The sequence below is a fragment of the Curtobacterium sp. BH-2-1-1 genome, assembly GCF_001806325.1.
GTDB lineage: Bacteria > Actinomycetota > Actinomycetes > Actinomycetales > Microbacteriaceae > Curtobacterium.
Genome location: NZ_CP017580.1, coordinates 1,598,543 through 1,624,393, shown reverse-complemented (window position 1 = coordinate 1,624,393; position 25,851 = coordinate 1,598,543). Strand labels below are relative to the sequence as shown.

The 25,851-nt window shown below is 72.8% G+C and carries 28 protein-coding genes; 11 read left to right on the top strand and 17 right to left on the bottom strand.

Annotated features, from left to right (window positions below; genetic code table 11):
• The first annotated feature begins 2 nt into the window (after window positions 1–2).
• Entirely contained in the window at window positions 3–1,325 is a 1,323-nt protein-coding gene (locus BJK06_RS07655) for a carboxylesterase family protein (RefSeq protein ID WP_070417390.1), read from the top strand.
• A gap of 107 nt (window positions 1,326–1,432) precedes the next feature.
• Window positions 1,433–2,023 carry a TetR/AcrR family transcriptional regulator gene (locus tag BJK06_RS07650; RefSeq protein ID WP_070417389.1) on the top strand — a complete coding sequence of 197 codons (591 nt, stop codon included), beginning with the start codon at window positions 1,433–1,435 and terminating at the stop codon, window positions 2,021–2,023.
• A 19-nt stretch (window positions 2,024–2,042) separates the two neighbouring features.
• On the opposite strand, the gene BJK06_RS07645 is transcribed toward BJK06_RS07650, so the two are convergent.
• Window positions 2,043–2,678, bottom strand: coding sequence for a GNAT family N-acetyltransferase (locus BJK06_RS07645; protein ID WP_070419309.1), 636 nt, complete (start codon window positions 2,676–2,678; stop codon window positions 2,043–2,045).
• A gap of 116 nt (window positions 2,679–2,794) precedes the next feature.
• Here BJK06_RS07645 and BJK06_RS07640 point away from each other — a divergent pair, with 116 nt between their 5' ends.
• The gene (locus BJK06_RS07640; protein ID WP_070417388.1) at window positions 2,795–3,235 is read left to right on the top strand and encodes an NUDIX hydrolase; all 441 of its coding nucleotides are present in this window, start codon (window positions 2,795–2,797) and stop codon (window positions 3,233–3,235) included.
• Between the two features lie 12 nt (window positions 3,236–3,247).
• Here BJK06_RS07640 and BJK06_RS07635 read toward each other — a convergent pair whose 3' ends face one another.
• The 3 genes from BJK06_RS07635 to BJK06_RS07625 all read right to left on the bottom strand — a co-directional run bounded on the left by BJK06_RS07635 (window position 3,248) and on the right by BJK06_RS07625 (window position 4,591).
• Window positions 3,248–3,958: a hypothetical protein gene (locus tag BJK06_RS07635; protein ID WP_070417387.1), complete on the bottom strand. Its 711-nt coding sequence runs from the start codon at window positions 3,956–3,958 to the stop codon at window positions 3,248–3,250.
• Window positions 3,955–4,134: a hypothetical protein gene (locus tag BJK06_RS07630; protein WP_070417386.1), complete on the bottom strand. Its 180-nt coding sequence runs from the start codon at window positions 4,132–4,134 to the stop codon at window positions 3,955–3,957. The genes BJK06_RS07635 and BJK06_RS07630 overlap by 4 nt, the downstream gene beginning before the upstream one ends.
• An 88-nt stretch (window positions 4,135–4,222) precedes the next feature.
• The gene (locus tag BJK06_RS07625) at window positions 4,223–4,591 is read right to left on the bottom strand and encodes a VOC family protein (RefSeq protein ID WP_070417385.1); all 369 of its coding nucleotides are present in this window, start codon (window positions 4,589–4,591) and stop codon (window positions 4,223–4,225) included.
• 69 nt (window positions 4,592–4,660) lie between these two features.
• On the opposite strand from BJK06_RS07625, the gene BJK06_RS07620 reads away from it, so the two are divergent.
• Both BJK06_RS07620 and BJK06_RS07615 read left to right on the top strand, forming a co-directional pair.
• Window positions 4,661–5,287 (top strand): nucleoside/nucleotide kinase family protein, encoded by a 627-nt coding sequence (locus BJK06_RS07620; protein ID WP_070419308.1) that lies wholly within the window; start codon window positions 4,661–4,663, stop codon window positions 5,285–5,287.
• Window positions 5,288–5,324: 37 nt separating this feature from the next.
• Window positions 5,325–6,158, top strand: coding sequence for an SDR family oxidoreductase (locus BJK06_RS07615; protein ID WP_070417384.1), 834 nt, complete (start codon window positions 5,325–5,327; stop codon window positions 6,156–6,158).
• On the opposite strand, the gene BJK06_RS07610 is transcribed toward BJK06_RS07615, so the two are convergent.
• The 5 genes from BJK06_RS07610 to BJK06_RS07590 all read right to left on the bottom strand — a co-directional run bounded on the left by BJK06_RS07610 (window position 6,109) and on the right by BJK06_RS07590 (window position 12,603).
• On the bottom strand, window positions 6,109–8,361 hold the full coding sequence (locus BJK06_RS07610; RefSeq protein ID WP_070417383.1) for a glycosyltransferase family 39 protein: 2,253 nt from the start codon (window positions 8,359–8,361) through the stop codon (window positions 6,109–6,111). The genes BJK06_RS07615 and BJK06_RS07610 overlap by 50 nt on opposite strands.
• Window positions 8,362–8,556: 195 nt before the next feature.
• Entirely contained in the window at window positions 8,557–9,822 is a 1,266-nt protein-coding gene (locus tag BJK06_RS07605) for a CynX/NimT family MFS transporter (protein WP_083295131.1), read from the bottom strand.
• Complete coding sequence (locus BJK06_RS07600; RefSeq protein WP_070417382.1) at window positions 9,819–10,481, bottom strand: HAD hydrolase-like protein; 663 nt, start codon at window positions 10,479–10,481, stop codon at window positions 9,819–9,821. The genes BJK06_RS07605 and BJK06_RS07600 overlap by 4 nt, the downstream gene beginning before the upstream one ends.
• 91 nt (window positions 10,482–10,572) lie before the next feature.
• Window positions 10,573–11,268: an endonuclease NucS gene (gene nucS, locus BJK06_RS07595; RefSeq protein WP_070417381.1), complete on the bottom strand. Its 696-nt coding sequence runs from the start codon at window positions 11,266–11,268 to the stop codon at window positions 10,573–10,575.
• Window positions 11,269–11,277: 9 nt separating this feature from the next.
• The gene (locus BJK06_RS07590; protein WP_254789454.1) at window positions 11,278–12,603 is read right to left on the bottom strand and encodes an MFS transporter; all 1,326 of its coding nucleotides are present in this window, start codon (window positions 12,601–12,603) and stop codon (window positions 11,278–11,280) included.
• A 93-nt stretch (window positions 12,604–12,696) separates the two neighbouring features.
• On the opposite strand from BJK06_RS07590, the gene BJK06_RS07585 reads away from it, so the two are divergent.
• Window positions 12,697–13,872, top strand: a complete 1,176-nt coding sequence (locus BJK06_RS07585) for a LacI family DNA-binding transcriptional regulator (RefSeq protein ID WP_083295130.1) — start codon at window positions 12,697–12,699, stop codon at window positions 13,870–13,872.
• Window positions 13,873–13,919: 47 nt separating this feature from the next.
• Here the strand turns inward: BJK06_RS07585 and BJK06_RS07580 are convergent, their stop codons facing one another.
• Together BJK06_RS07580 and BJK06_RS07575 are read right to left on the bottom strand one after the other, a co-directional pair.
• Window positions 13,920–14,639, bottom strand: coding sequence for a YafY family protein (locus BJK06_RS07580; protein ID WP_070417380.1), 720 nt, complete (start codon window positions 14,637–14,639; stop codon window positions 13,920–13,922).
• Between the two features lie 38 nt (window positions 14,640–14,677).
• Entirely contained in the window at window positions 14,678–15,070 is a 393-nt protein-coding gene (locus BJK06_RS07575) for a nuclear transport factor 2 family protein (RefSeq protein WP_070417379.1), read from the bottom strand.
• Between the two features lie 110 nt (window positions 15,071–15,180).
• On the opposite strand from BJK06_RS07575, the gene BJK06_RS07570 reads away from it, so the two are divergent.
• Window positions 15,181–15,360: a hypothetical protein gene (locus tag BJK06_RS07570; protein ID WP_156794799.1), complete on the top strand. Its 180-nt coding sequence runs from the start codon at window positions 15,181–15,183 to the stop codon at window positions 15,358–15,360.
• A gap of 137 nt (window positions 15,361–15,497) precedes the next feature.
• On the opposite strand, the gene BJK06_RS07565 is transcribed toward BJK06_RS07570, so the two are convergent.
• Window positions 15,498–16,235 (bottom strand): SDR family oxidoreductase, encoded by a 738-nt coding sequence (locus BJK06_RS07565; RefSeq protein WP_070417377.1) that lies wholly within the window; start codon window positions 16,233–16,235, stop codon window positions 15,498–15,500.
• Between the two features lie 63 nt (window positions 16,236–16,298).
• On the opposite strand from BJK06_RS07565, the gene BJK06_RS07560 reads away from it, so the two are divergent.
• Together BJK06_RS07560 and BJK06_RS07555 are read left to right on the top strand one after the other, a co-directional pair.
• Window positions 16,299–16,865 (top strand): TetR/AcrR family transcriptional regulator, encoded by a 567-nt coding sequence (locus tag BJK06_RS07560; protein ID WP_070417376.1) that lies wholly within the window; start codon window positions 16,299–16,301, stop codon window positions 16,863–16,865.
• 176 nt (window positions 16,866–17,041) lie between these two features.
• Complete coding sequence (locus BJK06_RS07555) at window positions 17,042–18,370, top strand: family 20 glycosylhydrolase (protein ID WP_181015161.1); 1,329 nt, start codon at window positions 17,042–17,044, stop codon at window positions 18,368–18,370.
• A gap of 70 nt (window positions 18,371–18,440) precedes the next feature.
• Here the strand turns inward: BJK06_RS07555 and BJK06_RS07550 are convergent, their stop codons facing one another.
• Window positions 18,441–19,436 carry an AraC family transcriptional regulator gene (locus BJK06_RS07550; RefSeq protein ID WP_070417374.1) on the bottom strand — a complete coding sequence of 332 codons (996 nt, stop codon included), beginning with the start codon at window positions 19,434–19,436 and terminating at the stop codon, window positions 18,441–18,443.
• Window positions 19,437–19,838: 402 nt separating this feature from the next.
• Here BJK06_RS07550 and BJK06_RS07545 point away from each other — a divergent pair, with 402 nt between their 5' ends.
• Window positions 19,839–20,486: a GNAT family N-acetyltransferase gene (locus BJK06_RS07545; protein ID WP_070417373.1), complete on the top strand. Its 648-nt coding sequence runs from the start codon at window positions 19,839–19,841 to the stop codon at window positions 20,484–20,486.
• Here BJK06_RS07545 and BJK06_RS07540 read toward each other — a convergent pair.
• The 3 genes from BJK06_RS07540 to BJK06_RS07530 are packed head-to-tail and all read right to left on the bottom strand — an operon-like array spanning window position 20,449 to window position 23,669.
• Complete coding sequence (locus BJK06_RS07540) at window positions 20,449–21,090, bottom strand: GNAT family N-acetyltransferase (protein ID WP_070417372.1); 642 nt, start codon at window positions 21,088–21,090, stop codon at window positions 20,449–20,451. The two genes, BJK06_RS07545 and BJK06_RS07540, sit on opposite strands and share 38 nt — an antisense overlap.
• A 30-nt stretch (window positions 21,091–21,120) precedes the next feature.
• Window positions 21,121–22,356 carry a lipopolysaccharide biosynthesis protein gene (locus BJK06_RS07535; protein WP_070417371.1) on the bottom strand — a complete coding sequence of 412 codons (1,236 nt, stop codon included), beginning with the start codon at window positions 22,354–22,356 and terminating at the stop codon, window positions 21,121–21,123.
• Window positions 22,353–23,669: an MATE family efflux transporter gene (locus tag BJK06_RS07530; RefSeq protein ID WP_070417370.1), complete on the bottom strand. Its 1,317-nt coding sequence runs from the start codon at window positions 23,667–23,669 to the stop codon at window positions 22,353–22,355. The genes BJK06_RS07535 and BJK06_RS07530 overlap by 4 nt, the downstream gene beginning before the upstream one ends.
• A 31-nt stretch (window positions 23,670–23,700) precedes the next feature.
• Between BJK06_RS07530 and BJK06_RS07525 the strand changes: the two genes are divergently transcribed.
• A complete protein-coding gene (locus BJK06_RS07525; protein WP_070417369.1) occupies window positions 23,701–24,363 on the top strand; it encodes a GAP family protein in 663 nt (220 codons plus the stop codon).
• Between the two features lie 66 nt (window positions 24,364–24,429).
• Here the strand turns inward: BJK06_RS07525 and BJK06_RS07520 are convergent, their stop codons facing one another.
• The gene (locus BJK06_RS07520; RefSeq protein WP_070417368.1) at window positions 24,430–25,767 is read right to left on the bottom strand and encodes a uracil-xanthine permease family protein; all 1,338 of its coding nucleotides are present in this window, start codon (window positions 25,765–25,767) and stop codon (window positions 24,430–24,432) included.
• Between the last annotated feature and the right edge of the window lie 84 nt (window positions 25,768–25,851).

The following is a 25,851-nucleotide window of genomic DNA, read 5'->3' as shown; positions in this document are numbered from 1 at the left end:
GGATGCTCGACGCCGCCTCGCTGACCTGGGACCCACCTGCCGGACGCATCACCGGCGTCGCGGACGGGAGTGTCGTCCGGGCCCTCGGCATCCCCTACGCCCGCGCCGAGCGCTTCGCGGTCCCGGAGCCGGTCCCCGCGTTCGCCGAGCCGTTCCCGGCGACCACCCCGTCGCCCGTGGCGCCGCAGTCGCAGGCGACCTTCGTCGACCAGCTGCTCCACCCGGTGGAGGGCCTCGTCGTCGACGAGCACTGCCAGCGGCTGTCGATCACGGTGCCCGCCGACGCCCGGCCGGGCGAGCTGTTGCCCGTCATCGTCTGGATCCACGGCGGCTCCTACGTCATCGGCGGCGGTGACCTGCCGATCTACGACGCGCGCGACCTCGTCACGGAGCAGCGGGTCGTGTTCGTCTCGGTGACGTTCCGGCTCGGTGTGCTCGGGTTCCTCGGCGACGGGGAGACCGTCCCGGCGAACCTCGGGCTGCTCGACCTCGTCGAGGCGCTGCGGTGGGTGCAGGCGAACATCGCGGCCTTCGGTGGTGACCCGGACCTCGTCACCGTGGCTGGTCAGTCCGCCGGGGGCGACGCCGCGGCCCACCTCATGATCAGCGACGGAGCAGCCGGCCTCTTCCGGCGGGTGATCGTCCAGAGTGCACCGCTCGGGCTGTCGCGGGGTCGGGCGCGGATGAACCGGGCGATGGTCCGGGCCGTCGGGGCCGTGCTCCCGGACACCCCGCTCGACGAGGTGCTCGATCGCCAGGCCCTCGGCAGCCGCGCCGCAGCGCCCTTCGGGTTGCCCGGAGGCATGCCCTACGGCACCCAGTACGGGTTCGCGCCGCTCCCCGCCGAGCGTGACGCCGGGCAGGCCTGGCGCGACGCGGCTCCGGACGTGGACGTCCTGATCGGCTCCGGTGCGGACGAGACCGCGATGTACGTGCCGCTGATCCCCGGGCTGCGATCACTCGCCCGGGTGCGAGCCGTGCGACCGCTGCTGCGCTGGCTGCTCGTGCGCCCGCTGTCCGAGGTCATCTACGGGCGGGACGTCCGTCGGTTCGCCGCGCGGCACCGGGCCGCCGGTGGTCGGGCGACTTCGTACCGGCTGCACCGCGGCGTGACCGTGCAGCCGACCGGGGCCGTGCACATGAGCGACCTGCCGCTGCTGCTCGGCGGTCGCGAGGCCTGGGCCGGCTCGCGCTTCGTGCCGCAGCGGGACTGGCCCGAGGTCGAGCGGCGCGGGCGGGCCTTCCGGGCGATCTGGGCGGAGTTCGCGCGGACCGGTCGGGTCACCGCGGCGGACGACGAGACGCTGACGTTCGACCGGGGCTGACGGGGCGCCGGGTACCTGTCCCTCTGGCGGGGCTGGCGCGGTGCGCCTGGTACCACCCCTGAACTGGCGACTCGCGGGGCCGCCGGGTCCCCCGGAGAATCGACGGCATGCCCGAGTCCGACGCCGACCTGCGCGCCCGCATCGTCACGGGCGCCATCGAGGCGTACCGCGCGTCGGACTTCCACACCGTCGGTCCCGCCGAGGTCGCCGCCCACGCCGAGGTCCCCGAAGCAGAGGTCCGACGCGTCTACCCGCTGTGGGAGCTCCTCGTCGTCGCGGTCATGGACCGGTGGAACAACGGCAGCCGTCGTGCGCTGTGGGTCGTCGCCGAGCGATCGGGCGCGGTCGCGTACCTCCGCGCGCGACTCGAGGTCGGCCGTGACGACCCCGCACTGGTCCGGCTCCGGGTCGCGTTGCTCAGTGCCGCCTCGAGCCCCGACCACCCTGCGGCCGGCTGGTTCCGCGGGCAGTACACCCGCTCGTTCGAGGACGTGACGCTCGCCCTCGTACGGGACGTCGTCGCCGGACGGGAGCCGCGCGGCACCTCGCCCCGGCACGCCGCCGAGCAGCTCGTCGCGCTCTACGAAGGGCTGCAGCTGCAGTCGCTCCTGCGCGACGACGCCGATCCCCTCGCCGGGTTCGACCGCGCGGTCGCACGGATGCGGGTCGGCTGGGCGTCTGCCGCCGCGACCGTCTGAGCGGACACGGGCCTGGTCGTCAGCAGTCCTTCCGGTAGACCCAGCGACGCGGCGTCGGGTGCGACACCTCGGTGAAGCCCGCCGCCTCGAACACCGACCGCGGCCCGACGAACATCGCGCCGCCGCCGCCGCCGCCGCCGCCGTCCGTCGCACCCGGAGCCGGTTCCGTCGGGTACCCCTCGACCGCCGTCGCACCCGATCGACGCGCGTGGTCCACCGCCCCGCCGAGCAGTGCGCGGCTGACGCCCTGCCGACGGAAGCCCCGCCGGACGACGAAGCACGAGACCACCCAGACCGCGGGGTCGTCGGGGTCCTCGTCACGCCCGCTCCACGGCACCTTCGCGCCGCGCAGCCGCACCAGCCCGGGCCGGGGTTCGACCGCCACCCACCCCACCGGTTCGCCGTCGCGGTAGGCGACCACTCCGGTCGTCGTGCGTGCCGCGGGGTCGTCGCAGCCGGTCTCCCGGTGGAAGCGCTCGCGGCGTTCGTCGTTCGGCATCGCCCGGAACTCCGCCGCCGAGGCCTTGAACCACCGACACCAGCAGTGCGCCGGATCGCCGCGCTCGCCGAAGACCAGTTCGAGGTCCGTCCACGCCGCCTCGTTCGCGGGCAGGCAGGTGATCGCGCCGAGGGGCGTCGGGGTCGAGGTCGTCATCGTCACCGTCCGGGAGTGCGTCGGTGCCGGTCACGGTAGTCCGGTCCCGGCGCGTCGGTCCTGGAGGCGCGGCGCGGCTCGCCGACGTCGGCGCACGCACCTGGCATGGTCGGCTGATGGAGTACACGGACTACGACACGCGGCTCGCCGCCTACGGCGTGATCACCGACGGTGACCGGGTGCTCCTCGCAAAGCTCCGGATCCCCGAGGCGGGGACGTGGACGCTCCCCGGCGGCGGGGTCGAGTTCGACGAGAGCGTCGAGCAGGCCGTCGTCCGGGAGATCCGGGAGGAGACCGGGTACGAGGCGTCCGTCGGGGAACTGCTCGGTGTGCGGCACCACATCGTGCCGGCCGAGCGTCGCATCCACGCGAACGGCCGGGCGATGAAGGCCGTGCAGGTGGTCTTCCGGGCGTCGATCACCGGCGGGGCGCTGCGTTCCGAGGAGGACGGCTCGACCGACGAGGCCGCGTGGATCCCGATCGCGGACCTGCCGCATCGTCGACACGGGCTCGTCGTGCCGATCGCCCTCGGCTGGGCCGGGGTCCTGCCCCGCTGACCCGCCCGTTCGTCAGCTCGCGAGCAGACTCACGAACGGCGCCGGCACGTGGTTCGGCACGGGTGGGCGCACCTGCCACCCGAGCGCCCGGAGGGCAGCTGCCGTCTCGGCCGAGAACTGCCGGGCGGTGGCGGCGGCTTCGTCTCGCCGCCAGTGCTTCCGGTACTCGTGCACGGCGCGCTCCCAGCCCGGACGAGCATCGACGCCGCACTCCGTCACCACGAACTCGACGACGTCCGCGAGGCTCGGCCGGAAGTGGGGGTCGCCGAGCGGGAAGTGCAGTGACGAGAGCCGGGCGGGGTCGCGACGCCCGGCCCCGCGGTCACCGGTGCGCGACAGGAGAGCGCTGAAGGACCCGCGCTCGGCATGGAGGTGCCAGTGCGACGGGGGCGTGTTGGTCAGGGCGTCCTGGAACTCGAAGCGGACGAGCGGCTGCCGGTCGGTCGTGAGGAAGAGCGTGAACCGGCTCTCCTCCACTGCCAGCACGGCATGATGCGGGTGCCAGCGGTACCTGAAGAAGATCCGGAGCCGGGCGACGTGCTCGCCCCCCGCGTGGAGCATCGCGGCAGCACCGCGTTCATCGCCGGTTCCGAGCATGATCGAGTTGCTCGGTACCTCGTGGATGACGCTCAGCTCGGCGCCGTGGTCCGGCAGGACCGCGTCGAGCAGTACCTGAGCGCGATCGATCTGCAGCGTCGCAGCGTCGACGAACTCGGCGATCATCGGTCGCCCAACACGAACGAGATGTCAGCGAGGGCCTCACGAGCGCAGTACTCGTCTTCGTCGAGGTCGCGCCACGCCTCGACGGGGGCGAACTCGCGTTCGTCCAGGTTCCACTTGCGGTACAACTCCGCGCGCTCAGCACGCAGTTCGTCGCGATTGACGATCCGGATCTCCACGGCTCTCTCCTTCGTCGGGAGAGCGAGCGTAGGACGGCCTCGGACGCGCGCGCGAGCTTTCTGCATACAGAATGTCGCGCGACTCCCGCTACTGCTCGAGGACGCTCAGCACGTTGCCCGAGGGGTCGGTGAACCACGCGATGAGCGGGCCGCCCTTGCGGTTCACGCCCTTCTCGTCGGTCATCCCCTCGTAGTGCAGGAAGGTCACACCCTTCGCCGCGAGTCCGTCCACGGCGTCGTCGACCGACGGCACCGGGAAGTTCAGCACCGTGAAGGACGCCGGCTCGTGCGCGGGACCCTTGGGGTAGACGAGCACACCGTGTCCGTCGCCGAGCTGCAGGAAGAGCATGCCGTGGTCCTCGGTGACCTCGACCCCCAGGACGTCCTCGTAGAACGCCTTCGCCTCGGGCACGTCACGCACCGAGAACCCGCTGAACGCCTTCGTCGCATCGACCATGCGGCAAGTGAACCACCCGGGACCGGCGTCGGCGCGCTCTGCCAGGATGAAGCCGTGCTCCCGCCCGAGATGTCCGTCGACGACGCGGTCGACCGCGCGATCCGGCTCGCCACGGACGGACAGCGCACCGTGCTCGGCATCGCCGGCGCTCCCGGTGCCGGCAAGTCGACGCTCGCACGCCGGATCGTCGCGGGGGTGGACGCAGCGCTCGGTGCCGGCACCGCCGTGCAGGTCCCGATGGACGGGTTCCACCTGGCGAACACGGCGCTGGACGCCCTCGGCCGCCACGACCGCAAGGGCGCGATCGACACCTTCGACGGGGACGGCTACGTCGCGCTCGTCCGTCGGCTGGTCGCAGGCGACGAGGCCGTGGTGTGGGCACCCGACTTCGACCGGCGCGTCGACGAACCCGTCGCGGGCAGCATCGCCGTCCCGCAGCGCACCCGGCTCGTGGTGTCCGAGGGGAACTACCTGCTCGACGACAGCGATCCCTGGGCAGCGCTCGCCGACCTCTTCACCGAGACGTGGTTCTGCGCCGTGGACGACACCGTGCGCGTCGATCGTCTGGTGGGCCGGCACATGCGGCACGGCCGTGACCACGAGGCGGCCCGCACCTGGGCGGTCGAGGTCGATGGCGTGAACGCGGTGCGGGTCGCACCCACGGTGATCCGCGCCTCCAGGACCGTGCGGACGTGACCACGAGACCCCAGCGACGACCACGACAGGAGCGACCATGACCATCGCACTCACCGGCGCGACCGGCAAGATCGGCGGCGCCGTGGCGCGCGCCCTGGCGGACGGCGGTGTGCCGTTCCGGATGATCGTGCGGGACGCCTCCCGGGCGCCGGAACTCCCCGGAGCCGAGGTCGCGGTCGCGTCGTTCGGCGATGCCGAGGCGAGCCGCGCGGCGCTCGAGGGAGTCGACCTGCTGCTCATGGTCTCCGGCGCGGAGGCGGTGGACCGTCTCGCCCAGCACCGCTCGTTCGTCTCCGCTGCCGCGACGGCCGGCGTCCGGCACGTGGTCTACACGTCGTTCGTGGGCGCGGCGGTGGACGCGACCTTCACGCTCGGTCGCGACCACTGGGCGACCGAGGAGGCGATCCGGGCGACCTCGATGGCGTACACGTTCCTCCGGGACTCCTTCTACCTGGACTTCGTCGAGGACCTCGTCGGCGAGGACGGCGTCATCCGAGGACCGGCGGGCGACGGGGCCATGGCAGCGGTCGCGCGAGCCGACGTCGCCCGGGTCGCGACCGAGGTCCTGCGGAACCCGGCGGCGCACCTCGACCGGACGTACGAGCTGACGGGGCCCGCGGCGATCACCCTGCGCGAGGCGGCTGCCACCGTGTCCGAGCTCCGTGGGCGCGAGGTCACGTACCACCCGGAGACGCTCGAGGAGGCGTACGCCTCGCGCGCGCGGTGGAACCCGGAGCCGTGGCAGGCGGACGCGTGGGTGAGCACCTACACGGCGATCGCCGAGGGGGCGCTCGCGCGGGTGTCGGGCGACGTCGAGCGGGTCACGGGGCGCCGGCCGATGTCGTTGCGCGAGGTGCTGCTCGCCGGCTGACGGTGCCCGCGCCGGCGGCGGCGGGTCGGGTGTCGAACCACGATTCCGACACCGAACCAGGTGATCGGCGCGGTTCGATGTCGTATCCGTGGTTCGACTCCGCCCGCGACCTCGCTAAGCGCGTCCCCGCCGACCGCGCCACCCGCGACCCCGACCGCGGCGCCGCCGGCCCGCCCAGCCGGTCCACCGACCGGCCCGGCAGCCCGCACCGCCACACCGTCCACCCGATGCCCGTCACCGCCCACGGGTGCGCCGGCACCCGCGCCCCCGGGTCGACGTCGGCGACCGCCCGACAGCCTCCCGCCAGCGCCGCCCGCAGCACCGGATCGGTCCGGGGCGCCCCGGCCTGCACCACGAGCACCCGGAGCCCGCCGGCGATCCGCTGCCTCACCTGCCGCGCCGTGAACACCGGCACCGTCCCCGAGAACCCGCCGTCGGTCAGCACCGGCAGCCCCGTCGCGTCGATCACCGGCGACGAGATGCGCCACGTGTCGGTCAGGAAGAGCGGCACGCTGTCGCGGTACCTGTCGAGGCGCCGCGCCGTCCGGACGAGGTGCCGGAACACGACCGGGTACGGCGCCGAGGACCCGCCCCACCAGTCCGGCCGGGAGACCCGGAAGGCCTCGGCCCGACCGTCCGGAACCCGCCAGCGCGGGACCCACGATCCGACCGAGGCGTCGCTCCCGCTCCCGTCGCGTGCGGCGTCGAGCGCCTGCAGCGAGAACGCCGCGGGGCCGGCGACGAGTGCGAGTCCGGCTGCGAGGGCGATCGCGGCCCGGGAGGCGCGGTGCCGGCCCGGCCCGCGCGTCCCCTCCCAGCGTGGTCGCCACAGGAACGCGACCACCGTCGCGAGCACGGCCGCGACCCCGACGACGAGGGCCGGTGTCGCGAGCACCGCCGGCATCGCGGCACCTCGGGCCAGGAACGCCCACCACGCGAGCTGCGCGGTCGCCAGGAGCACCGGCACCACCCGGAGCCACGCCGAATGCGCCCGGACCAGACCGACGGCGCCGCGCCACCCCAGGGCTGCGAGGACGGCGAGCTGCACACCGACCGCAGCGACGTACGCGGTGTGCGGCACCTTCGCCACCGAGAGCACGACGGCCGCGGTCACGAGCCAGACGGTGACCACGAGCAGCGTGGCCGAACCGGCACGGGTGTCGAACGCCCGACCGAAGACGCTGCCGACCCGTGTGCCGGTCCGGCGGACGAGGAGCAGGACGACGGCGAGCACGACCGCGAACAGGGCTGCGGGCAGGAGCCAGGCCACCTGCGACGCCAGGTGCGGCTCGATGAGCTTCGTCACGCCGCCCGGACCGCCGAGGCGTGCCGGCCGGGCGGCGGGACCCTCGGTCGTGCTGACGGAGCCGGGCACCGCTCCCGGCAGGAACCGGTCGATGCCGTTGTAGCCGAACACCATCGCGAACGGGCTGTCGTCGGTCGAGCCGTCGATCCAGGGTCGGGCGCCCGCCGGGGTGAGGGCCAGCCCGACCACCCACGCGAGCGACGCCGCGACCGACACCGCACCGAGGACCACCGCGCGACCGATCCGGGCGCCGGTGCCGAGTCGGGTGCCGTCCCGGCCGGCCGTGGCGACGAGCGTCCCGAGCACCAGTGCGGGCAGCACGAACCACGACTGCAGCATCTTCGCCTGGAACCCGACGCCGACCGCGAGCCCGGCGGCGACGAGCGGCCACCACCGGCCCGTCATCGCCGCCCGTTGCCAGCAGAGCAGGGCGACTGCCAGGGCCGCCGTGACCATGCCGTCCTCCATCGGGTGGGCGAACATCGACACGAAGATCGGCGTCGTCGCCGCTGCACCCGCGGCGACGAGCCCCGTCCCGACCCCGGCCCACCGGAGTCCGACGAGCGAGCAGGCCCACAGCGTGACCAGACCCTCGACGACCTGGGGGAGCGCGAGTGCGGCGGTGGAGTCGCCGAACATCCGGATGCTGAGCGCCTGGGGTACGGCGAACCCGCTGAGCTTGTCGAGGGTCACCGTCGCCGAGGGGTCGAACGCGCCGGAGAAGAGCGCCGGCCACGACTCGGACATCGACCGGGCGGACGCCTCGTAGAACCCGGAGTCACCGCCACGGGCCAGGTTCCACCCGAGCAGCACGGTCATGCCGGCCGCGATCAGGAGCAGGGCGCAGCGTGCCGCGAGCGGCTGGTCCCGCCACCGTGCGGGTCGTCGAGTGTCCACCCTCCGGACCCTGGCCGCCCGGGATGACGGTGGACCGGGACGGTGCCGCCAGCTCGCCCCGAAGTCACGCGCGGCGCTGAGACGACGTGCGGGTGCGACCGGGCGGCACCAGCGGATCCCCGGTCGAGCCGGAACGGGGTCTCAGGCAGCAGCGGACCCGACGGCAGCGTGCCGGACGGCAGCGGCCCGGTGGACTCAGGCCACCCGTCGGGCCGCGAACGTCCCCACGATCCCGAGCGTCAGCACGGCGACGAGCACGACGAGCAACGGTGCCGTCCAGTCGCCGGTGATCCCGTGCAACGAACCGGCGACGAGCGGCCCCGCGGAACCGAGCAGGTACCCGCCACCCTGCACGAACGCGGACATCCGCCGCGCGTCGGCGTCGCTCGACACGATCCGGACGATCACGATGAAGATCACCGTGATGCCGCCGCCCTGTGCCGCGCCGCCGAGGACGGACCAGAGCAGCCAGAGCTGCGGCGCGAACAGCAGCCCGAGCGGCATCGCGAGCCAGAGGAACGCGACGAGGGCGATGATCGCGCGCGGACGCCACTTCGCCGCGAGCACCGGGACACCGAGCGCCCCGACGACCGCGAGGATCTGGAACACCGACGAGCTCGCCCCGGAGGACGCCCTCGAGAAGCCGATCTCGTCGTGCAGCAGCGTCGGGATCCACGCCGTGAGGGCGTAGTACGAGAACGCCTGGCCGCCGAACGCGAGGGTCAGCCCCCAGGTGATGAGCCGACGAGCGGGGCGCACCTGCGCGGACCCCGCACCGCCGTCGACCGTCCGGATCGCACCCGTGCCGAGCACCTGGTCGATCGGCCCCGTCTCGACGACGGGCTCGGACGCCGTCGGGCGGCGCCACGCGGCCCGGGCACCGACCGCGTAGGTCCAGGCGAGACCGGCCACCACGGCGAACACCGCCCAGACCGCGATCGCGACCGGCCAGCCCCAGCTCGCGGCGATCGGCGCGGTGCCGAGCGAGGTGATCATCGACCCGACGTTGAGCGCGGACGTGTACACACCGGTGACCAGGCCGACCCGCTCGGGCGACGTGTCCCGCCGGATCACGACGGGGATCACCACGTTGCCGATCGTGATGCCGATGCCGATCACGGCGGTGCCGACGAGCAGCGCCGCGGACGATGGCATCGAGCGGACGACGGTGCCGACGAGCACGATGACGAGGGAGAGCGACACCGCGCGCTCGGGGTCGGCCTTCGCGATGACCCAGCTGGCGAACGGCGTCGCGAGCGCGAAGCAGAGGACCGGGATCGTCGTCAGCAGCCCGGCGACCGTCGCGGTCAGGCCGAGGTCCACGCGGACGTCGCCGATGACCGGGGCCGTCGCGACGATCGGCCCGCGGAAGTTCAGCGCGATGAGGACGATGGCTGCCGGCAGCAGCCAGGCGGCACCGCGCAGTCCACCCGCGGTCCGGCCGCCCGCCCCGGTCGTCACGAGGACGGCAGCAGGATCGGGAGCAGGTCGAGCGGGGTCGCAGCCTGCGCGATGGTGCCCTCGGCCTCGGCGGGGGAGCCGTAGCCCCACTCGGCGAAGATCGTCGGGACACCGTGCACGGCCGCCCCCTGGACGTCGTGCAGGCGGTCCCCGATCAGCACCGGACGGCTCGTGTCGAACCCGCGGGCGTCGAGGCGGCGGAGCGCTTCCTCGACCACGTCGGCCTTCGACGAGCGGACCTCGTCGTCGCTGGCGCCCGTGATGATGTCGATGTCGCCGGTGAGGCCGTAGTGCTCGAGGATGTACGTCGCCGGCGTCTCGGGCTTGCTCGTCGCGGTCGAGATCGGCAGCCCGGCGTCGTGCAGGGTGCGCAGGACGACGTCGATCCCGGGGAACATCGCCGAGTCGAGGGCGCCGTGCGAGAAGTAGTGCTCGCGGTAGACGGACAGCGTGTGCTCGGCCTGTTCGGCGTCCATGCCCATCGCCGTCGTGAAGGTGTCCATGATCGGCGGGCCCACGAACGACAGCAGCGTCGCGTGGTCCGGCACGGGGACCCCGACCTTCCGGAACGTGTGGGTGAGGCTCTCGAGGATGCCCGGCGCGGAATCGCTGATGGTGCCGTCGAGGTCGAAGAGGATGGCGGAGAACGGGCTGGTCATGTCCCACTCAGCCTAGCCGGGGCCCTGGCGGCGACCGCCCGGCGGGCGCGACGGCACCGGCGGACGCGAGCCGCGCCTCCAGTCCGACCGCTCAGAAGAGGCGGGTGTGGCCGCCCTCGATGCCCCGCATCGCGTCGTAGTCGAGCACGAGGACGCGGATCCCGCGGTCCTCGGCGAGGGTGCGTGCCTGCGGCGCCACCGTCTGCGCGGCGAGCACACCCTGCACCGGACGGAGCAGCGGATCGCGGTTCATGAGCTCGAGGTACCGGGTGAGCTGCTCGACCGCGTCGATGTTGGCGTTCCGCTTCATCTCGACGGCGACGCTCGCCCCCGCCTCGTCGCGGGCGAGGATGTCCACCGGGCCGATCGCGGTCATGTACTCGCGGCGGACCAGCGTGTGGCCGTCGCCGAGCAGCTCGATCTGCTCCGCGAGGAGCTGCTGCAGGTGCGCCTCGACGCCGTCCTTCACGAGGCCCGGGTCGACGCCGAGGTCGTGGGACTCGTCGGAGACGACCTCGTACAGGGAGACGATGAGCTTGTCCTGCGTCTTCTTCTGCGTGACCGTCCACACCTGCGTGATGCCGGCGCTCGACTGCTCCTCGTCCGGCTCGGTGATCTCGATCGAGCACGGCGGGCTCATCCAGTTGAGCGGCTTGTAGCTGCCGCCGTCGGAGTGGACGAGCAGCGAACCGTCGGCCTTCAGCATGAGCAGACGGGTCGCGAGCGGCAGGTGGGCTGAGAGCCGGCCCGCGTAGTCGACGGAGCAGCGGGCGATGACGAGACGCACCCGGAGAGCCTAACCGGCGTCGCGACCGCCCGTGGTGCTGTCGGCGCTCGTGGCCGCGTCGGCGCGCTGGGCCTGGAGGCGCGGCTCGTCCCCGCCGTCCACGTCGCCGCCCCGGCGGGTCGGCCGGGCGGCGGCGCCGCGCTCACGGGCAGCGCCCGACGCGAGTCCCGCCGCGATGATGAACACGAAGACCACCAGGAGCGCACCGAGCAGCCCCACGTGCTCGCCGAGGAACCCGATGAGCGGCGGTCCCGCGAGGAACGCCACGTACCCGATCGTCGCCACGGCGCTGACCCGAGCGGCGGCGGTCCGGGGGTCGTCGGCCGCGGCGGACATGCCCATCGGGAAGCCGAGGCTCGCCCCGAGACCCCAGAGCACGACGCCGACGATCGCGAGCGGCACGTTGTCGATGAAGATGAGCATGCCGAGGCCGACGACCGCGACGGCGGCGCTGATGCGGAGGATCGGCACCCGCCCGAACCGGTCGATGAGCGGACTGCCGGCCACCCGGCCGACGGTCATGGCGGCGAGGAACACCGTGAGGACGGCGGCGCCCGCGGCGTTGTCGAGGCCGTGCCCGTCGATCATGGCCAGCGGCAGCCAGTCGTTCGCCGAACCCTCGGCCAGGGCCATGCCGAGCACGATCACGCCGATGAGCAGGGTCGACGGCTGGGCCCAGACCTGCCAGCGGCTGACCGGCGTCGGCACCGGGCTGGTGTCGGTGGCGACGTGCTCCTCGAAGCGGTGCTCGTCCTGGAAGCGCGTGACGGCGACGAGCATCGCGGCACTCGTCACGACGACCAGGACGATGAAGTGCCACGCGACCGGGACCTCGAGCGCCTCGGCGAGGGCTCCGAGGCCGGCACCGGCGAGCGTGCCGAGGCTGAACGCGGCGTGGAACAGCGGCATGATCGTGCGGCCGCCGGCCTTCTCCGCCGCGGCGCCGGACACGTTCATCGACACGTCGCACAGGCCGTTGCCGAACCCGAACGCGATGAGCGCGATCCAGATGGCGGCGAAGCCCCACCCGAGGCTCACCGCCAGCCCGGCGAAGACCATCCCGAGGGCCAGGCACGCTGCGGCCACCTGGACGCCCCGGCGAGCCCCGAGCTTCGCGACGATGTGCCCGGCGAAGGTCAGGCCGCCGATCGAGCCGACCGCCATGCCGAGCACGAGCAGGCCCATCTCGAAGGTGCTCGCTCCGAGGGAGTCGCGGACGCTCGGGATCCGGCCGAGCCAGGTCGCGATGTCGAGGCCGGACAGGGTGAACACGACGAACACCGCGGTGATCCAGGCCCGTGTCGAGGGTGTGGTGCGGGCGGACGTCGTCGTCATGGTGGTCCCATCGTGCTTCGCTGCTGTGCTGCCGTGCGTGTCGCGGCTCGGTCGAATCGATTCGACCGCTGTTTCCGGCTACGCTAACGGGCGATGGACGAACCGGCAACAGGACCCGGCGCGTCGCGGACGGAGCACCACCGCGAGGACGCCGCCGATGCCCCGCGCGCCGGTGCGGTCCCGGCCGGTCCCGTCCCGGTCCGCCCCCGACGTCCGACCCTCACCGCGGTGGCCCGCGCTGCCGGCGTCGCGCCCTCGACGGCCTCGCTCGCGTTCAGCGGCAGCGGCCCGGTCTCCGAGGACGCCAAGGCCCGCGTGCTGGCCGCCGCCGCCGAGCTCGGTTACGGCGGTCCCGACCCGCGTGCCCGTTCGCTGCGCCGCGGTCGCTCCGGCGTCATCGGCGTCGTCATGGACGAACGGCTGAGCGATGCCTTCCGCGACCCGGTGAACGTCCTGACGCTCGACGGCATCGCCGAGGTGGCCGGTGCCGCCGGTGCCTCGCTGCTGCTCGTCCGGAGCCCCCTCGACGACGAACAGGGTGCCGTCCCCCTCGTCGACGCCCCCATGGACGCCGTCGTCCTCGTCGGGTGCAACGTGCGGATCGACCCCGCGGTCGCCGTGCTCCGGCGTCGGCAGATCCCCGTCGTCGCGATCGAGGCGGACGACATCGAGGGTGCGGTGCCGATCCAGCTCGACAACCGCGAGGCTTCCCGCCGCGCGGCAGCATTCCTGCGCGACCTCGGGCACGAGGCGGTCACCGTCGTGTCGCTGCCGCTCGACGGTGCGCACCGCCGCGGGCCGATCGACGCCGAGCGCGAGGCCGCCGGCATCGCCTTCACGTCCCTCGAACGCCTACGCGGGGTCCGTGGGGTCTACCCCGACTCGGTCGCGATCGAGGCCGCCGGCAGCTCGGTCGAGGAAGGCCGGATCGCCGGCACCGCGCTCTTCGCCCCCGACGGGCCCCGGCCGACCGCGGTCATCGCGCAGAGCGACGTCCTCGCCGTCGGGGTGATCTCGGCCGCGCTCGACGCCGGACTCCGTGTGCCCGAGGACGTCAGCGTCGTCGGGTTCGACGGCATCACCGTGGACGACAGCCTGTTCCACCGCACGCGCATCCGGCAGCTGACCACGCTCGTGCAGCCGTTCGTGCAGAAGGGGCAGGCGGCGGCCCGTGCTGCCCTGGCGATGCTCGAGGGGGCTGAGCCCCAGCCGGCGGCGTTCCGATCGGAGCTCCGCATCGGGGACACGACGGGGCCGCCGCGGGCGTAGGTGCCCGGCGGCCGGCGTCGGGTCGGTGCGCCCGCACCGGCCGGCGTTCACCCGAGCCGTCGGGTGGGCCAGCGGGCCAGGTCGTCCTCCCACACGGACGGGTCGCGGGGCGGAGCCACCTCGTCGAGGATCTCGAGCTCGGTGATCCGCTCGATGCGGAAGCCGCGGACCGCGTCGCGGAGCCGACACCACCCGGCCAGCAGCCACGAGTCGCCGGCTCGGAGCAGGCCCATCGTCTCGACCTCCCGCACGGTGCTGGTGGCCCGGTCCGGCTGGCCGTCGGCGTCCTCGCCGAGGTACCTGAGCCGTACGACGCGGCGGGCCGCGATGGCGTCCGACAGCATCCCGAGCGGGACGGGCTCCGTGTCCGACGGCGCGACGGCGTCGATCACGCGGATCATGCCGAGCGTCTCGAGCACCGGCGCGCGGTGCTCGTCGAGCATGACCGCGTGGATCTTCGCCGACGCGCGCAGCGCCGCCGCCTGGTACGGCGACGACTCCAGCAGGCCGAGCCCGGCCAGCACGGCGAGGGACTCGGCCGCGGTGAGGTTGAGCGGCGGGAGCGAGTACTCGCGCAGGATCGAGTACCCGCCCGCGGCGCCGTGGTCTGCGTAGAGCGGCACCCCGGCGGCCTGGAGCGCGGCCACGTCGCGCTCGATCGTGCGTGGCGACACCTCGAAGTGGGCGGCGAGCCGAGCGGCGGACCACGGCCGTCGCACCCCGCGGAGCAGGTCGACGAGAGCGTAGTGCCGCTCGGCTCGCTTCATGGTCCGATCCTCACAGATGCCGGTGTCGACCGGGCGGCTCAGCTCCGCATGCTCCGCTGGCCACCCGCCGACCAGACACGCCGTACGCGTCCCGCGTCGTCGAAGTCGAAGACGTCGACGCCGCCCACGTGGACGTCGCCGGCCTCCATGTCCCAGATCAGCCGCCCGTGGTCGCCGTCGAGTGCGTCACCGATGCTGGTGAAGACCGCGTCGGGGTGCTGCCCGTGCCACCAGTCGAGGTACTCGGCGAAGTCGTCGGCGCTCCGGATGTCGTCGGCCGGGGTGGATCCGTCGGGTTCGGTCACGGCGAACCGGATGCGGAAGTCGTCTGCGCAGAGCTGTCGGGCGAGTTCCCCGTCGGAGTTCCACATCACCAGCCACTGGTCGAGGGCGGTGCGGGCCTGGACGTCGTGCGTGTCGTTGTCGGTCATGCACCCACCCTCGGACGGCTCCGCGACAACGGTGTGTCGGTGTTCCCCGCCGGACTACGCTCCTGTCGAGGGGCTCGATCACGGGCCTCGTGATCGAGTGGGGGCTCCGCGTGTTCTTGACCTTCCTGGTCCCGGTCGTGCTCGTGCTGGTCGTCGTGATGATCGTGCTCGCAGCGCGGGGATCGATGCAGAAGAGCCCGCTCCAGGAGCAACAGGACGCCGAGGCGCGAGCCCGTCGCGCTGCCAAGCGTGCAGCTCGCGAAGCCGACCGTGAAGCCGACCGTGACTGACGACCGGAGACTCGTGATGACTGGTTTCGTCGTCCTCGGGATCGGCTTCGTCGCGACGGCTGCCGGGTCGGTCTGGGTGGTCCTCAGTCCGATCGGCGGGGGCGTCGACTTCGGTGCTGCGGCGCTGAGGGGACGCGTCAGTCCTGCGCCGTCGGTCGGACGACGACCTCGCCGACGTCCACCCCGGCCGGCTGCGCGATCGCGTACGCCACCGCGGCCGCGACGGCGTCGGCGGGCATCGCGATCGCGTCACGACGAGCCTCGAGCGCCGCGCGCTGCTCGGGGTCGTCGGTCTTGGTGACCCCCTCGGTCGCGGTGAACCCCGGCGAGACGACGGTCACGCGCAGCCCCGGACCTGCCTCCTGCCGAAGCGCCTCGCTGAGCACCCGCACCGCCGTCTTCGTCGCCGCGTAGACCCCCTGTGCGGGGACGATGCGGTGCGCCGAGGTCGACGCCGTGTGCACGAAGTGCCCCGACTCCTGCTCGCGGAACACCGGGAGGGCCGCAGCGATCCCGTTGAGCACGCCGACCAGGTTCACGTCGACCATCTGCTGCCAGCCGTCGACGTCGAGGGCGTCGAACGGCGAGACGGCCATGCTGCCAGCGTTCTGGTGCAGCACGTCGAGGCGACCGAAGTGCGACCGCGCCGACGCGACCAACGCGTGCAGCGCCTCCCGGCTGCGCACGTCGGTCTCGACCGCGATCGCTTCGCCACCCGCGCCCGTGATCTGCGCGACGACGGACGTCAGCCGCTCCGCGCGACGCGCGGCCAGGACGACCTTCGCGCCGCGCGCCGCGAGGTGCAGCGCCGTCGCCTCGCCGATCCCGCTCGACGCGCCCGTGATCGCGACGACCTTCCCTGCGATGCCGTCCATGTGCATGCCTCCTGTAGTCTGAAACGGACACCCGTCCGATTCATCGAGGAGGCTAGCGGACACATGTCCGTTTCGCAATCGCCCCGTCGCGCCGACGCCGAGCGCAACCGCGCTCGCCTCGTCGACGTCGCGCGCGACGCGCTGCGCTCCGACGCCGCCACGACGATGCAGTCGCTGGCCAGACTCGCGGGGGTCGGCCAGGGGACGCTCTACCGGCACTTCCCCACCCGGGAGGCGCTGCTCGCCGAGGTCTACCGCGCCGACTTCCTGGGACTGGTCGCCTCGGCGCGGGAGCTGGCCGCCCGACCGTCGCAGGACGGCGCGCTCCGCTCGTGGCTCGACGAGCTCGCCGCCTTCGGGTACCAGAAGCACGCATTGGCGGACGTGCTCGACGCTGCGACCCGGCAGCAGCTGCACGACGAGCAGTACGACGAGATCAGCAGTGCGATCGGCGCGCTGCTGCAGGCCGGCGCTCGGGACGGGGTACTCCGACCTGACGTCGAGCCGGCGGACCTCCTGGCGCTCGTCGCGTTCCTCTGGCGGCTCGGGGCGTCGGCCGCGGATCGGGTGCCGCACCTGCTCGACCTGGTCGTCGACGGGCTGCGTCCCACCGGATCCGGTGGACGGTGACGCGCAGGATGCGCGACCGCGGATCCCGGCCCGTGGCGCGGAACCTCGTCGTCGGTCTGGCAGTCGCGATCTGCGCGGCAGTCCTGATCGGCGATGCGCTCGGCGGATCGGCTGTGCCTGCCGTACCCGATGCACCCGCAGTCCGGGCGGCCGTCACGTCCGGAGCTCCCCGGCTGGTGGTCAGCAAGGTCACCGCGAGCAGCACCACCACGTCGACACGCACCACGGTGCGCACGACGCTGACGGTCAAGAACACCTCGGTGGCGCGCAAGCCGGCAGCCGACGCGTGGCTCTCCCTGACGGCCGGGAGCAAGCGGTACACACTCGGACACGTCTCGGTGCAGTCACTCGCTGCCGGTGCGAGCGCGACGATCCACGCGACGCAGACCGCGCCTCCTCGTGCGCCGGCCGGGAAGTACGCGGTCCTCGCGTGCACGGGAGCGTTCTCCCTGTCGAAGTGCGGCACCTCGGCCACGAGCGTCACCACTGCCCGCGCGACCCGGGCACGTCCCAACACCGGCGTGATGCTCGACGTGGCTCGTGCCTACTACCCGGTGGCGCTGATCGAGCAGTACATCGCGCTCCTCGCCGATCACGGTGGTCGCTTCCTGCACCTCCACCTCACCGACGACCAGAACGTGGGCATCGAGAGCGAGGTCCTCGGCCAGACCCTCGCGAACGCCGATCTCCGGGACGGCGTCTACACGAGTCGGATCACCGGTCGGCCGTTCCTCAGCGCGGCGCAGGCACGGGAGATCTCCCGGTACGCCGCGCGACGAGGCATCGCGATCGTTCCCGAGATCGACACCCCCGGCCACATGGCTGCGGCGTTCGCCCTCCTCGAGGCCGGACACGGCAAGAAGTGGGTGGACCGGATCCGTACGGGCGAGAGCGAACTCGACACGTCGGCGCCCGGGAGCTCCGCGTTGGCCGAACGACTCCTGCAGGAGGTCACGCGGACCTTCCCGTCGAGCCGCACCGTCCACATCGGCGGCGACGAGTGGGGCGATGACGTCACCGCCGACGAACGCGTCCAGTGGTTGAACACGATGGCGGCGGCCGTCGGCAACCGTGCGGTGTGGGCGTGGAACGACGGGATCGACCGGGCTGCGATCGGGCGACTGGATCCGCGTATCCACGTCACCTACTGGAGCTTCGACGGCGACACCGAGGACGCGACGGAACGCCGCGAGCGCCGAGCGCGACGGGCGGGTGCGAACGACCTGTACGCCGCCGGGATCGACCTGCTGAACTACGACTCGTACTACCTGTACGAGGTGCCGACGGACCTCGATGCGGCCGACAGCGAGTACACCGTCGCCGATCTCCGCGAGAACTGGTCGCTCCGGACCTGGGACGGGGACTCGGGCGCACGTCTGGCGGGTCCGATGTCCGGGGCGGCCGTCGCGATCTGGGGCGAGGACCTCGAAGCCCCACCGTCCGAGGCGCTCCTGCGCTGGAGCGCCCCACACGTGCTCGCGATGATCGAGACCGCCGGCTCGTAGGCCGGTTGCAGGTCGGAGCGCGGGCACGTGCTCGCGCCCCGGAATTCGAGCTGCCGGTCGGCACCGTGACTCAGCGTCGCTGTGTGCGCCGCAGCGTCTCCGACGGCAACTCGCCGAACCGCTGGGCGTACGCCGCAGCGAACCGGCTGACGTGCAGGAACCCCCAGCGAGCCGCGACCTCGGTCACGGAGACGCGCTCTGGTCCGACGGCGAGGAGGTCCTGGCGTGCCCGCTCCAGCCGGAGGCGCCGGAGGTAGGCCGTCGGCGTGGTGTCCAGGGTCCGACGGAAGCCCTCCTGGAGGCTCCGGACGCTCGTGAACACGGCGGACGCGAGGACAGCCACCGTCCACGGCCGCGCCGGGTCGTCGCGGAGCAGTTCGACGGCTCGCGACACGGATCGCGAACCGGCTCCACCCCGCGGCGAGTCGAGCGCTGCCGAGTAGTTGTGCGGCTGTCCGAGCAGCAGGCTGTGGAGGAACACCTGCTCGAGGCTGCGGACCGCGAGCGGATGCGTGAGTGGACCTCGCGCTTGCCGTGATCCCTCGTCCACGAGTCGGAGTGCCTGCGACACGGCTCGTCCGCCCGTGGTCTCGAGGTCGAAGGCAGCGTCGAACTCGACGGGTTCGGACACCGGCGCGTCCAGCAACAGCTCGAGCTCGGTCTGCAGGTCGCGGCGGGGGATCATGACCGAGACCTGCGCGAACCAGTCGCCGCAGTCGAGATCGACCGATCGGCCGGGCATGAACAGCCCGGCGGTCTGTGCAGTGCCGCGCACCGGTGCGCTCCCGGCTGCGCGCGCGGTCATCCGCGAACGCACCGGGATGTCGAGGTGGTAGTCGACCGGCTCCGTCGTGCGGATCTGGACGGCCTCGCGGAAGTGCATGTACCCGAACGTGATCCGTCCGAGCGTGAGCGCGTTGAGGTGCATGCGGACGTCGGGAGATCCGTCCGTGGGGGCGATGTCCATCGGGAGGAAGACCTCGCTGAGCACCGCTGCGGCCTCGTCCGCGGTCGTGCTGGCTGCGACCGGGTGCGATGCGAACATCTCCGCTGGCGCCCCGGTCATGGCGCGACTCTACCGGGCAGGATCCGGTCGCTCGTGTGCGGTTCCGCGTTCATCGACGGTGACACCGCGTCCGGTGGATGGCGTCGGCTGACCGGGCTGCCTACCGTCGATCCCGCCGGTGCAGTGCGCCGGTGCGGGAGCGGTGGCCTTTCCCTTCGGGTGGGGAAGGCCACCGTGACGCCGGTTCGAGGGCAGGAGCGTGGCGCATGGATCGACGTGGAGAGGACGTGGTCGAGCACGTGGAGGTGTTCGTCCTGACCCGGACCGCCGAGCGGATGTTCGTACGGTGCGACTGCTCGGTGGGTGCCGACCATCCCTTCGAGCGACCGTCTGGCACTCGTCCACACGACGAGCGTCCCGACAGCTGACCGGATCGCGAGGTGCTCGTGAGAGAGTCGCTGCATGACGTGGACCGGGGCCGCCGACGCACAACGCTACGGACAGACGCTGCTCGAAGGGGAGCGGGTCCGGTTCCGCGCGCTCGACGACGCAGATCTCCCCGACTTGGTCCGCTGGTGGCGTGAGCCGGAGTGGGCCGTGTTGCAGCAGCTCATCGTTCGCCCGAGACCGGAAGAGACGGTCGTCGAAGTGTTCCGGGGCTGGAGCAAGAGCGAAGGCAGCGGAGAGGTGGGGTTCAGCGTCGTCGACCGCACCTCGGGCGAGCTCGTCGGGCACGTGACGCTCTTCGGCGCGACGCTCCCGGTCCGAGCCGCGAGGTTGGCCGTCATGATCGGCAGTGAGCACGTCGGACGCGGGTACGGGACCGACGCGGTCCGTCTCCTGACGGCGTACGGGTTCCGCGAGATGGGGTTGAACCGCATCGAGATCCGGGTCCACACGTTCAACGACCGGGCGCGAGGGGTGTACGGCAAGCTCGGCTACCAGGAGGAGGGAGTGCGCCGCGACGCCACCTTCCACGACGGCCGTTTCCACGACGAGGTGATCATGTCGGCACTCGCCCGCGAGTGGACCTCCGGCTCGGAGGCCGTGGCTCCGTCGTCCGAGCGGACGGCTACCGCAGCAGTTCCATCGCGGCTTCGGTCCCCGTAGTCCGCAGCGTCCAGTGCGGGCGGACGAAGTCGTCCCGCTTCAGCCGGACCCGGACTTCGTCCACGACTTCGTCGTCGCGGGTCTGCGCACGAGTCACACCGTTCATCAGGTAGCCGAGCTTCTCCGAGACCTGCAGCGACGGGTGGTTCCACGCCGCCGCGCTCGACTCCGCCCATTCGGCACCGAGATGGTCGAACGCGAACAGGAGGAGCGCCGCCCGCATCTCCGTGCCGAATCCGAGGCCCTGATGAGCCCGCGCGAGCCAAGAACCGCTCTCGACGGTCTTCCGCGCCGCGAAGCGTCGGCCGTGGAGCTCCTGCACGCCGATGGGTGTGCCGTCGTGGAGCACCGTGAAGCTCACGCCCCACGCGGTGCTGGTCACCCCCGACCGGAGCTTCCAGTGGTACTGCGCCAGTGAACGAGCCAGGGCATCCGGTTCAGCGTCCGTCCACGGGACACCGAACGGCATGCGAGCGGGATCGTGCACGCCGGACAGGGCTGCTTCGACGAGGCCCGGGAGGTCGTCATCGCGCAGCGGCCGGAGCTCCAGCCGCGGAGTGGTGAGCCGCAATCCGAACAGCGGCCAGATTCGATCGAGGTCCATCGGCCCACGGTACGAGCCGCCGACGGCAGGTTACGGGCTCCCCCGGCGCACCCCGAGCCCCACCACCGCCACGAGGTTCACCGCGCTCCCCACGAGGAACCCCGTCGTCCCCCCGGCCACCCCCGCGACCGGCCCGAGCACGGCCATGAGCACCGCCCCGACGACGAACCCGGCCACCGACGCCAACGCCACCTGCCGCGACCGCCCCGCCGCGAGCAACAACGCCGCCGGCACGAGCCCGACGGTGAACACCCACACCCCGACCATCAGGTACCGCAGGTCGGCCACGGCCGCAGCGCCCTCGGCCGGGTAGACGATCGGCAGGAACCACCCGGCGAGCAGCGACACGAGGCCGAACACCACGGCGGTGCCGGCAGCGAAGCCGACCACCAACAGGACGGCCCCGCGGGACCGGAGCGACCCTCCGTCCGTCCGGTGGGCGAACGCCGGCACGAGCACCTGCCCCAGCGCCTGCCCGAGCATGGAGGCCGGGGTCGCCAGGGTGAACGCGGCCGCGTAGACGCCGGCGTCGTGGGCGGAGACGGTGACCTGCGCCGAGATCATCGTCAGCTGGAGCAGCCCGTTCGAGGTCACCACCGCGAGCACGTTCCACCCCGCGAACCCGAGCAGCCCGCCGACGGGTTCGCGAGCAGCAGGCCCGAACCCGTTGCCCCGCGGCCAGCAGGCGACGGCGAAGACGGTGTACCCGATCGCGAGCGGCAGCAGCACGAACGGCTCGAGCCGGGCGACGCAGGCGAGCACGAGCAGCCCGAGCGCGAGCACGCTCGTCACGCCGTCCCACAGCGCGACCTTCGGAGCACGGCCGTAGCCGAGCTGCGCTCCGCGGGCGTAGCAGTACAGCCCGTACCCGACGACGACCGCGACGCCACCGAGCACCGTGCCCGGGCCGTTGCCCCACGCGAGGGCGATCGGCACGGTGACGGCGGCGAGCACCAGGGTCGAGACGAGCATCGACAGCCCGAGCAGCCGGTTCACCGCGGCGTCGGAGCGTCGTCCGCGCAGCGCGATCGCCAGGTACCGCGAGGCCGTGTTGCCGGCGGCGTTCGGCCAGAGCAGGGCGACGAAGACGGAGAGCGACAGGAGCGCGGTGGTCTGCCCGAGGGTCTCGGTGCCGAACACCCGGCCGACGACGACGGTCACGAGCAGCTTCGCGACGCCCTGCACCCCGATGCCGACGGTGGCGAGCAGGGCCGACGACGCGACGGACGAGGCCGCGGCAGGAGCGGGAGCCGGACGCACGCTCACCGCGCCAACGCCTGTTCGACCCACCCGCGCCGGTGCACCCGCACCCCGAGCGTCACCGCCCGCACCCCGATGTACCCGAGCGCGAACGCGGCCCACAGCCCCGCGAGGGTCCCACCCGCCCACCAGAGCAGGGGCAGGTACACGACGAGGTTCACCCCACCCGCGATCGCCAGGTACCGCGCGTCCCCGGCGCCGATCAGCACGCCGTCGAGCACGAACACGTAGCCCGCGACCGGCATCCCCACAGCGATGAGGACGAGGACGACGGGCAGCGCGCCACGCACGGCGGACGAGTCGGAGAACACCGGCCCGAGCACCCCGCTCACGGCGAGGGTCAGCACCCCGAGCAGCACACCGCCGGCGATCCCGAGCAGGACGAGACGCCGCGTCACCAGCCGCACCCGCGCCGGGTCCCGCGCCCCGAGCCCGTGTCCGACGAGCGCCTGCCCGGCGATCGCCAGGGCGTCGAGCGCGAACGCCAGGGTGGAGAACACGGTCAACCCGACCTGGGTGGTCGCGAGCCCGGTCGTCCCGAGCCCCGCGGCGGCGCCGACCGTCGCGAGCATCGCCACACGCAGCGAGGCCGTCCGCAGGAACAGCCAGGCACCGGACCGGAGCGCCCGCGCGACGCCCGAGGCACCCGGGCGCAGTGGAGCCCCCGACGCACGCGCCGCACGGACCGCGATCCGGACGTAGACGATCGCCATCGCCCACTGCACGATGACGGTGCCGGCGGCCGACCCCTCGACGCCCCAGCCGGCGCCGTAGATGAGGACGGCGTTGAGCAGCCCGTTCGCGACGAACCCGACGGTGGCGACGACGAGCGGTGTCCTCGTGTCCTGCAGCCCACGGAGCAGCCCGGTCGAGGCCGTGACGACCAGGATCCCGGGCAGCCCGACGAGCGACACCGTCAGGTAGGCGGTCGCCGCCGCCGACACGTCGGCCGACGCACCGAACAGGTCGACCAGCGGTCCGGCGAGCGGCCATCCCACGAGCGCGAGGACCACGCCCAGCACGAGCGCGAGCCACATCCCGTCGATGCCGGCGTGCACGGCCCCGCGTCGGTCGCCGCCGCCGAGCGCGCGGGCCACGGCCGGGGTCGTCGAGTACGCGAGGAACACGAGCAGCCCCGTGACGGTCTGCAGGACGGCGCCGGCGAGGCCGACGGCAGCGAGGGCCGTCGCACCGAGGTGCCCGACGAGCGCGGTGTCGGTCAGCAGGAACAGCGGCTCGACGACGAGCGCACCGAGCGCCGGCACCGCGAGGCGGACGATGTCGCGGTCGACGGTCCTGGTCTCGGGGGAAGGACGCACCGGGACATTCTGCCGGGGATACGCTCCGGTCGTGGACACATCCGCGCTCGTTCCGGGAGCGCTCGGGATCGCGGCGAGCCCGCTGACCGTCGCCTCGGTCGTCTTCCTGCTCGGACAGCGCCGCGGCTACCGGTCCGCGGTGGCGTGCGCGCTCGGATGGAGCACCGCGATCGTCGTCGCCCTCGTCGTCGCCGTGCTGCTCGGGGAGCGCTTGCCGCCACCGTCCGCGGACGGTGCTCCGGTGCAGGCGGTCGTGGCGCTGTCGGCGTCGGTGCTGTTGTTCGCCCTCGCCGTGGTGCAGTGGGTCCGTCGCCGTCTTCCCGACGGTGCGTTCGCGAGTTCTCGGTGGTCGGAGCGGATGGAGTCGGTCGGCCCGGTGCGCGCCTTCGCACTCGGAGGGCTCTTGTTCCTCAGCCCGAAGCTCTTCGTCCTGGCCTTCGCGGCCGGACTCGCGTTCGGGGACGCCGACCCGACGGCAGTGGAGACCGTCGTCGCCGGTGTGCTGTTCGTGCTCGTGTCGGCGTCGACCGCGCTCGTGCCGATCCTGCTGGCGGTGACGCTCGGCGAGCACGCGCGTCGCGCGCTCGCCGCGATGCGGGCGTGGATCGCCCGGTGGGGCTCGCTGTCGCTCGTCGCGGTGCTGGTGGTTCTCGCCGTCCTGCAGCTCGTGATCGGCCTGGTCGCGTTGGCGTGAGGCCCGGACGGGACGGGAGGCGCGGGTCGGCGCCGACCCGCGCCTCCCGTCCGGCGGGTGCTCGCGTCAGTCGGCGCGCGGTTCGGCGGGGACCCCGCCGGTGGCGGCGTGGGCCGCGTCCGGAACCTCGGGCGTCGCCTCGTCGGTCCCGCGGGCACGGCCCACGAGGTCCATCACGTGGTAGACCACGATCGCCGCGACCGTGCCGAGGATGATCCCGCCGAAGCTCGCCTGACCGAACGAGAACGTGAAGTCGGCGATGCCGATGATGAGTGCGATGCCCGCGGTCAGCTGGTTCTTCGGCTTCGCGAAGTCGACACGGTTCTCGACCCAGATCCGGATGCCGATGACGCCGATGAGCCCGTAGAGCGCGGTGGTCGCTCCGCCGAGGACCCCCGGCGGGACGGACGAGATGACGGCGCCCACCTTCGGGGAGAGGCCGAGCAGGACGGCCACGATCGCGGCCACCCAGTACGCCGCGGTCGAGAAGACCCGGGTGGCGGCCATCACGCCGATGTTCTCGCCGTAGGTGGTCGTCGCCGAGCCGCCGCCGACGCCCGCGAGGACGGTGGAGATGCCGTCGGCGAAGAGTGCTCGCCCGGTGAGCGGGGTGAGGTCACGACCGGTGAGCTGTCCGACGCCCTTCACGTGGCCGACGTTCTCGGCGATGAGCGCGAGGACGACCGGCACGAATGCCAGGTAGATCGCGAGCTGCGACGGGTCGAACGCGGGCGCGGTGAACTCGGGCAGACCGATCCAGGCGGCCTTGCCGACGGCGTCGAACGAGACCTCGCCGGCGATCAGTGCCGCCACGTACCCGACGACCACGCCGATGACGATCGACAGGCGTCCGATGAGCCCCTTGAAGAGCACGGTCACGAGGATGATCGCGGCGAGGGTGATCACCGCGACGACCGGGGCCTTCGTGAAGTTGTCGCGGGCGGCCGGGGCGAGGTTGAAGCCGATGAGGGCCACGATCGCGCCGGAGACCACCGGCGGCATGAGGCGGTCGATCCACCCGGCGCCGGCCAGGTGCACCACGGCACCGACGGCCGCGAGGAGCACCCCGACGACGATGATCCCCGACAGCGCCAGCGGGATGCCGCCGATCTTCGTCGCGGCGGCGATCGGGGCGATGAACGCGAAGGACGACCCGAGGTAGCTCGGCAGCCGGTTGCCGGTGATGAGCAGGAACAGGATCGTGCCGATGCCGCTGAAGAGCAGCGTCGTCGCCGGCGGGAAGCCGGTGAGCAGCGGCACGAGGAAGGTCGCGCCGAACATCGCCACGACGTGCTGCACGCCGAGGCCGATCGTCCGGCCCCAGGTGAGGCGCTCGTCCGGCGCGACGATCGTCGTCGCGGAGACGGTCGCGCCGTCCCCGTGCAGCTTCCACGGAAGTCCCATGGGGTCGACGCTAGCGGCAGTCCACCGCTCGTGACGATCCCGCCGAGGATGTCCGCCGCTCCGTATATGGTGTGTGACGTACCA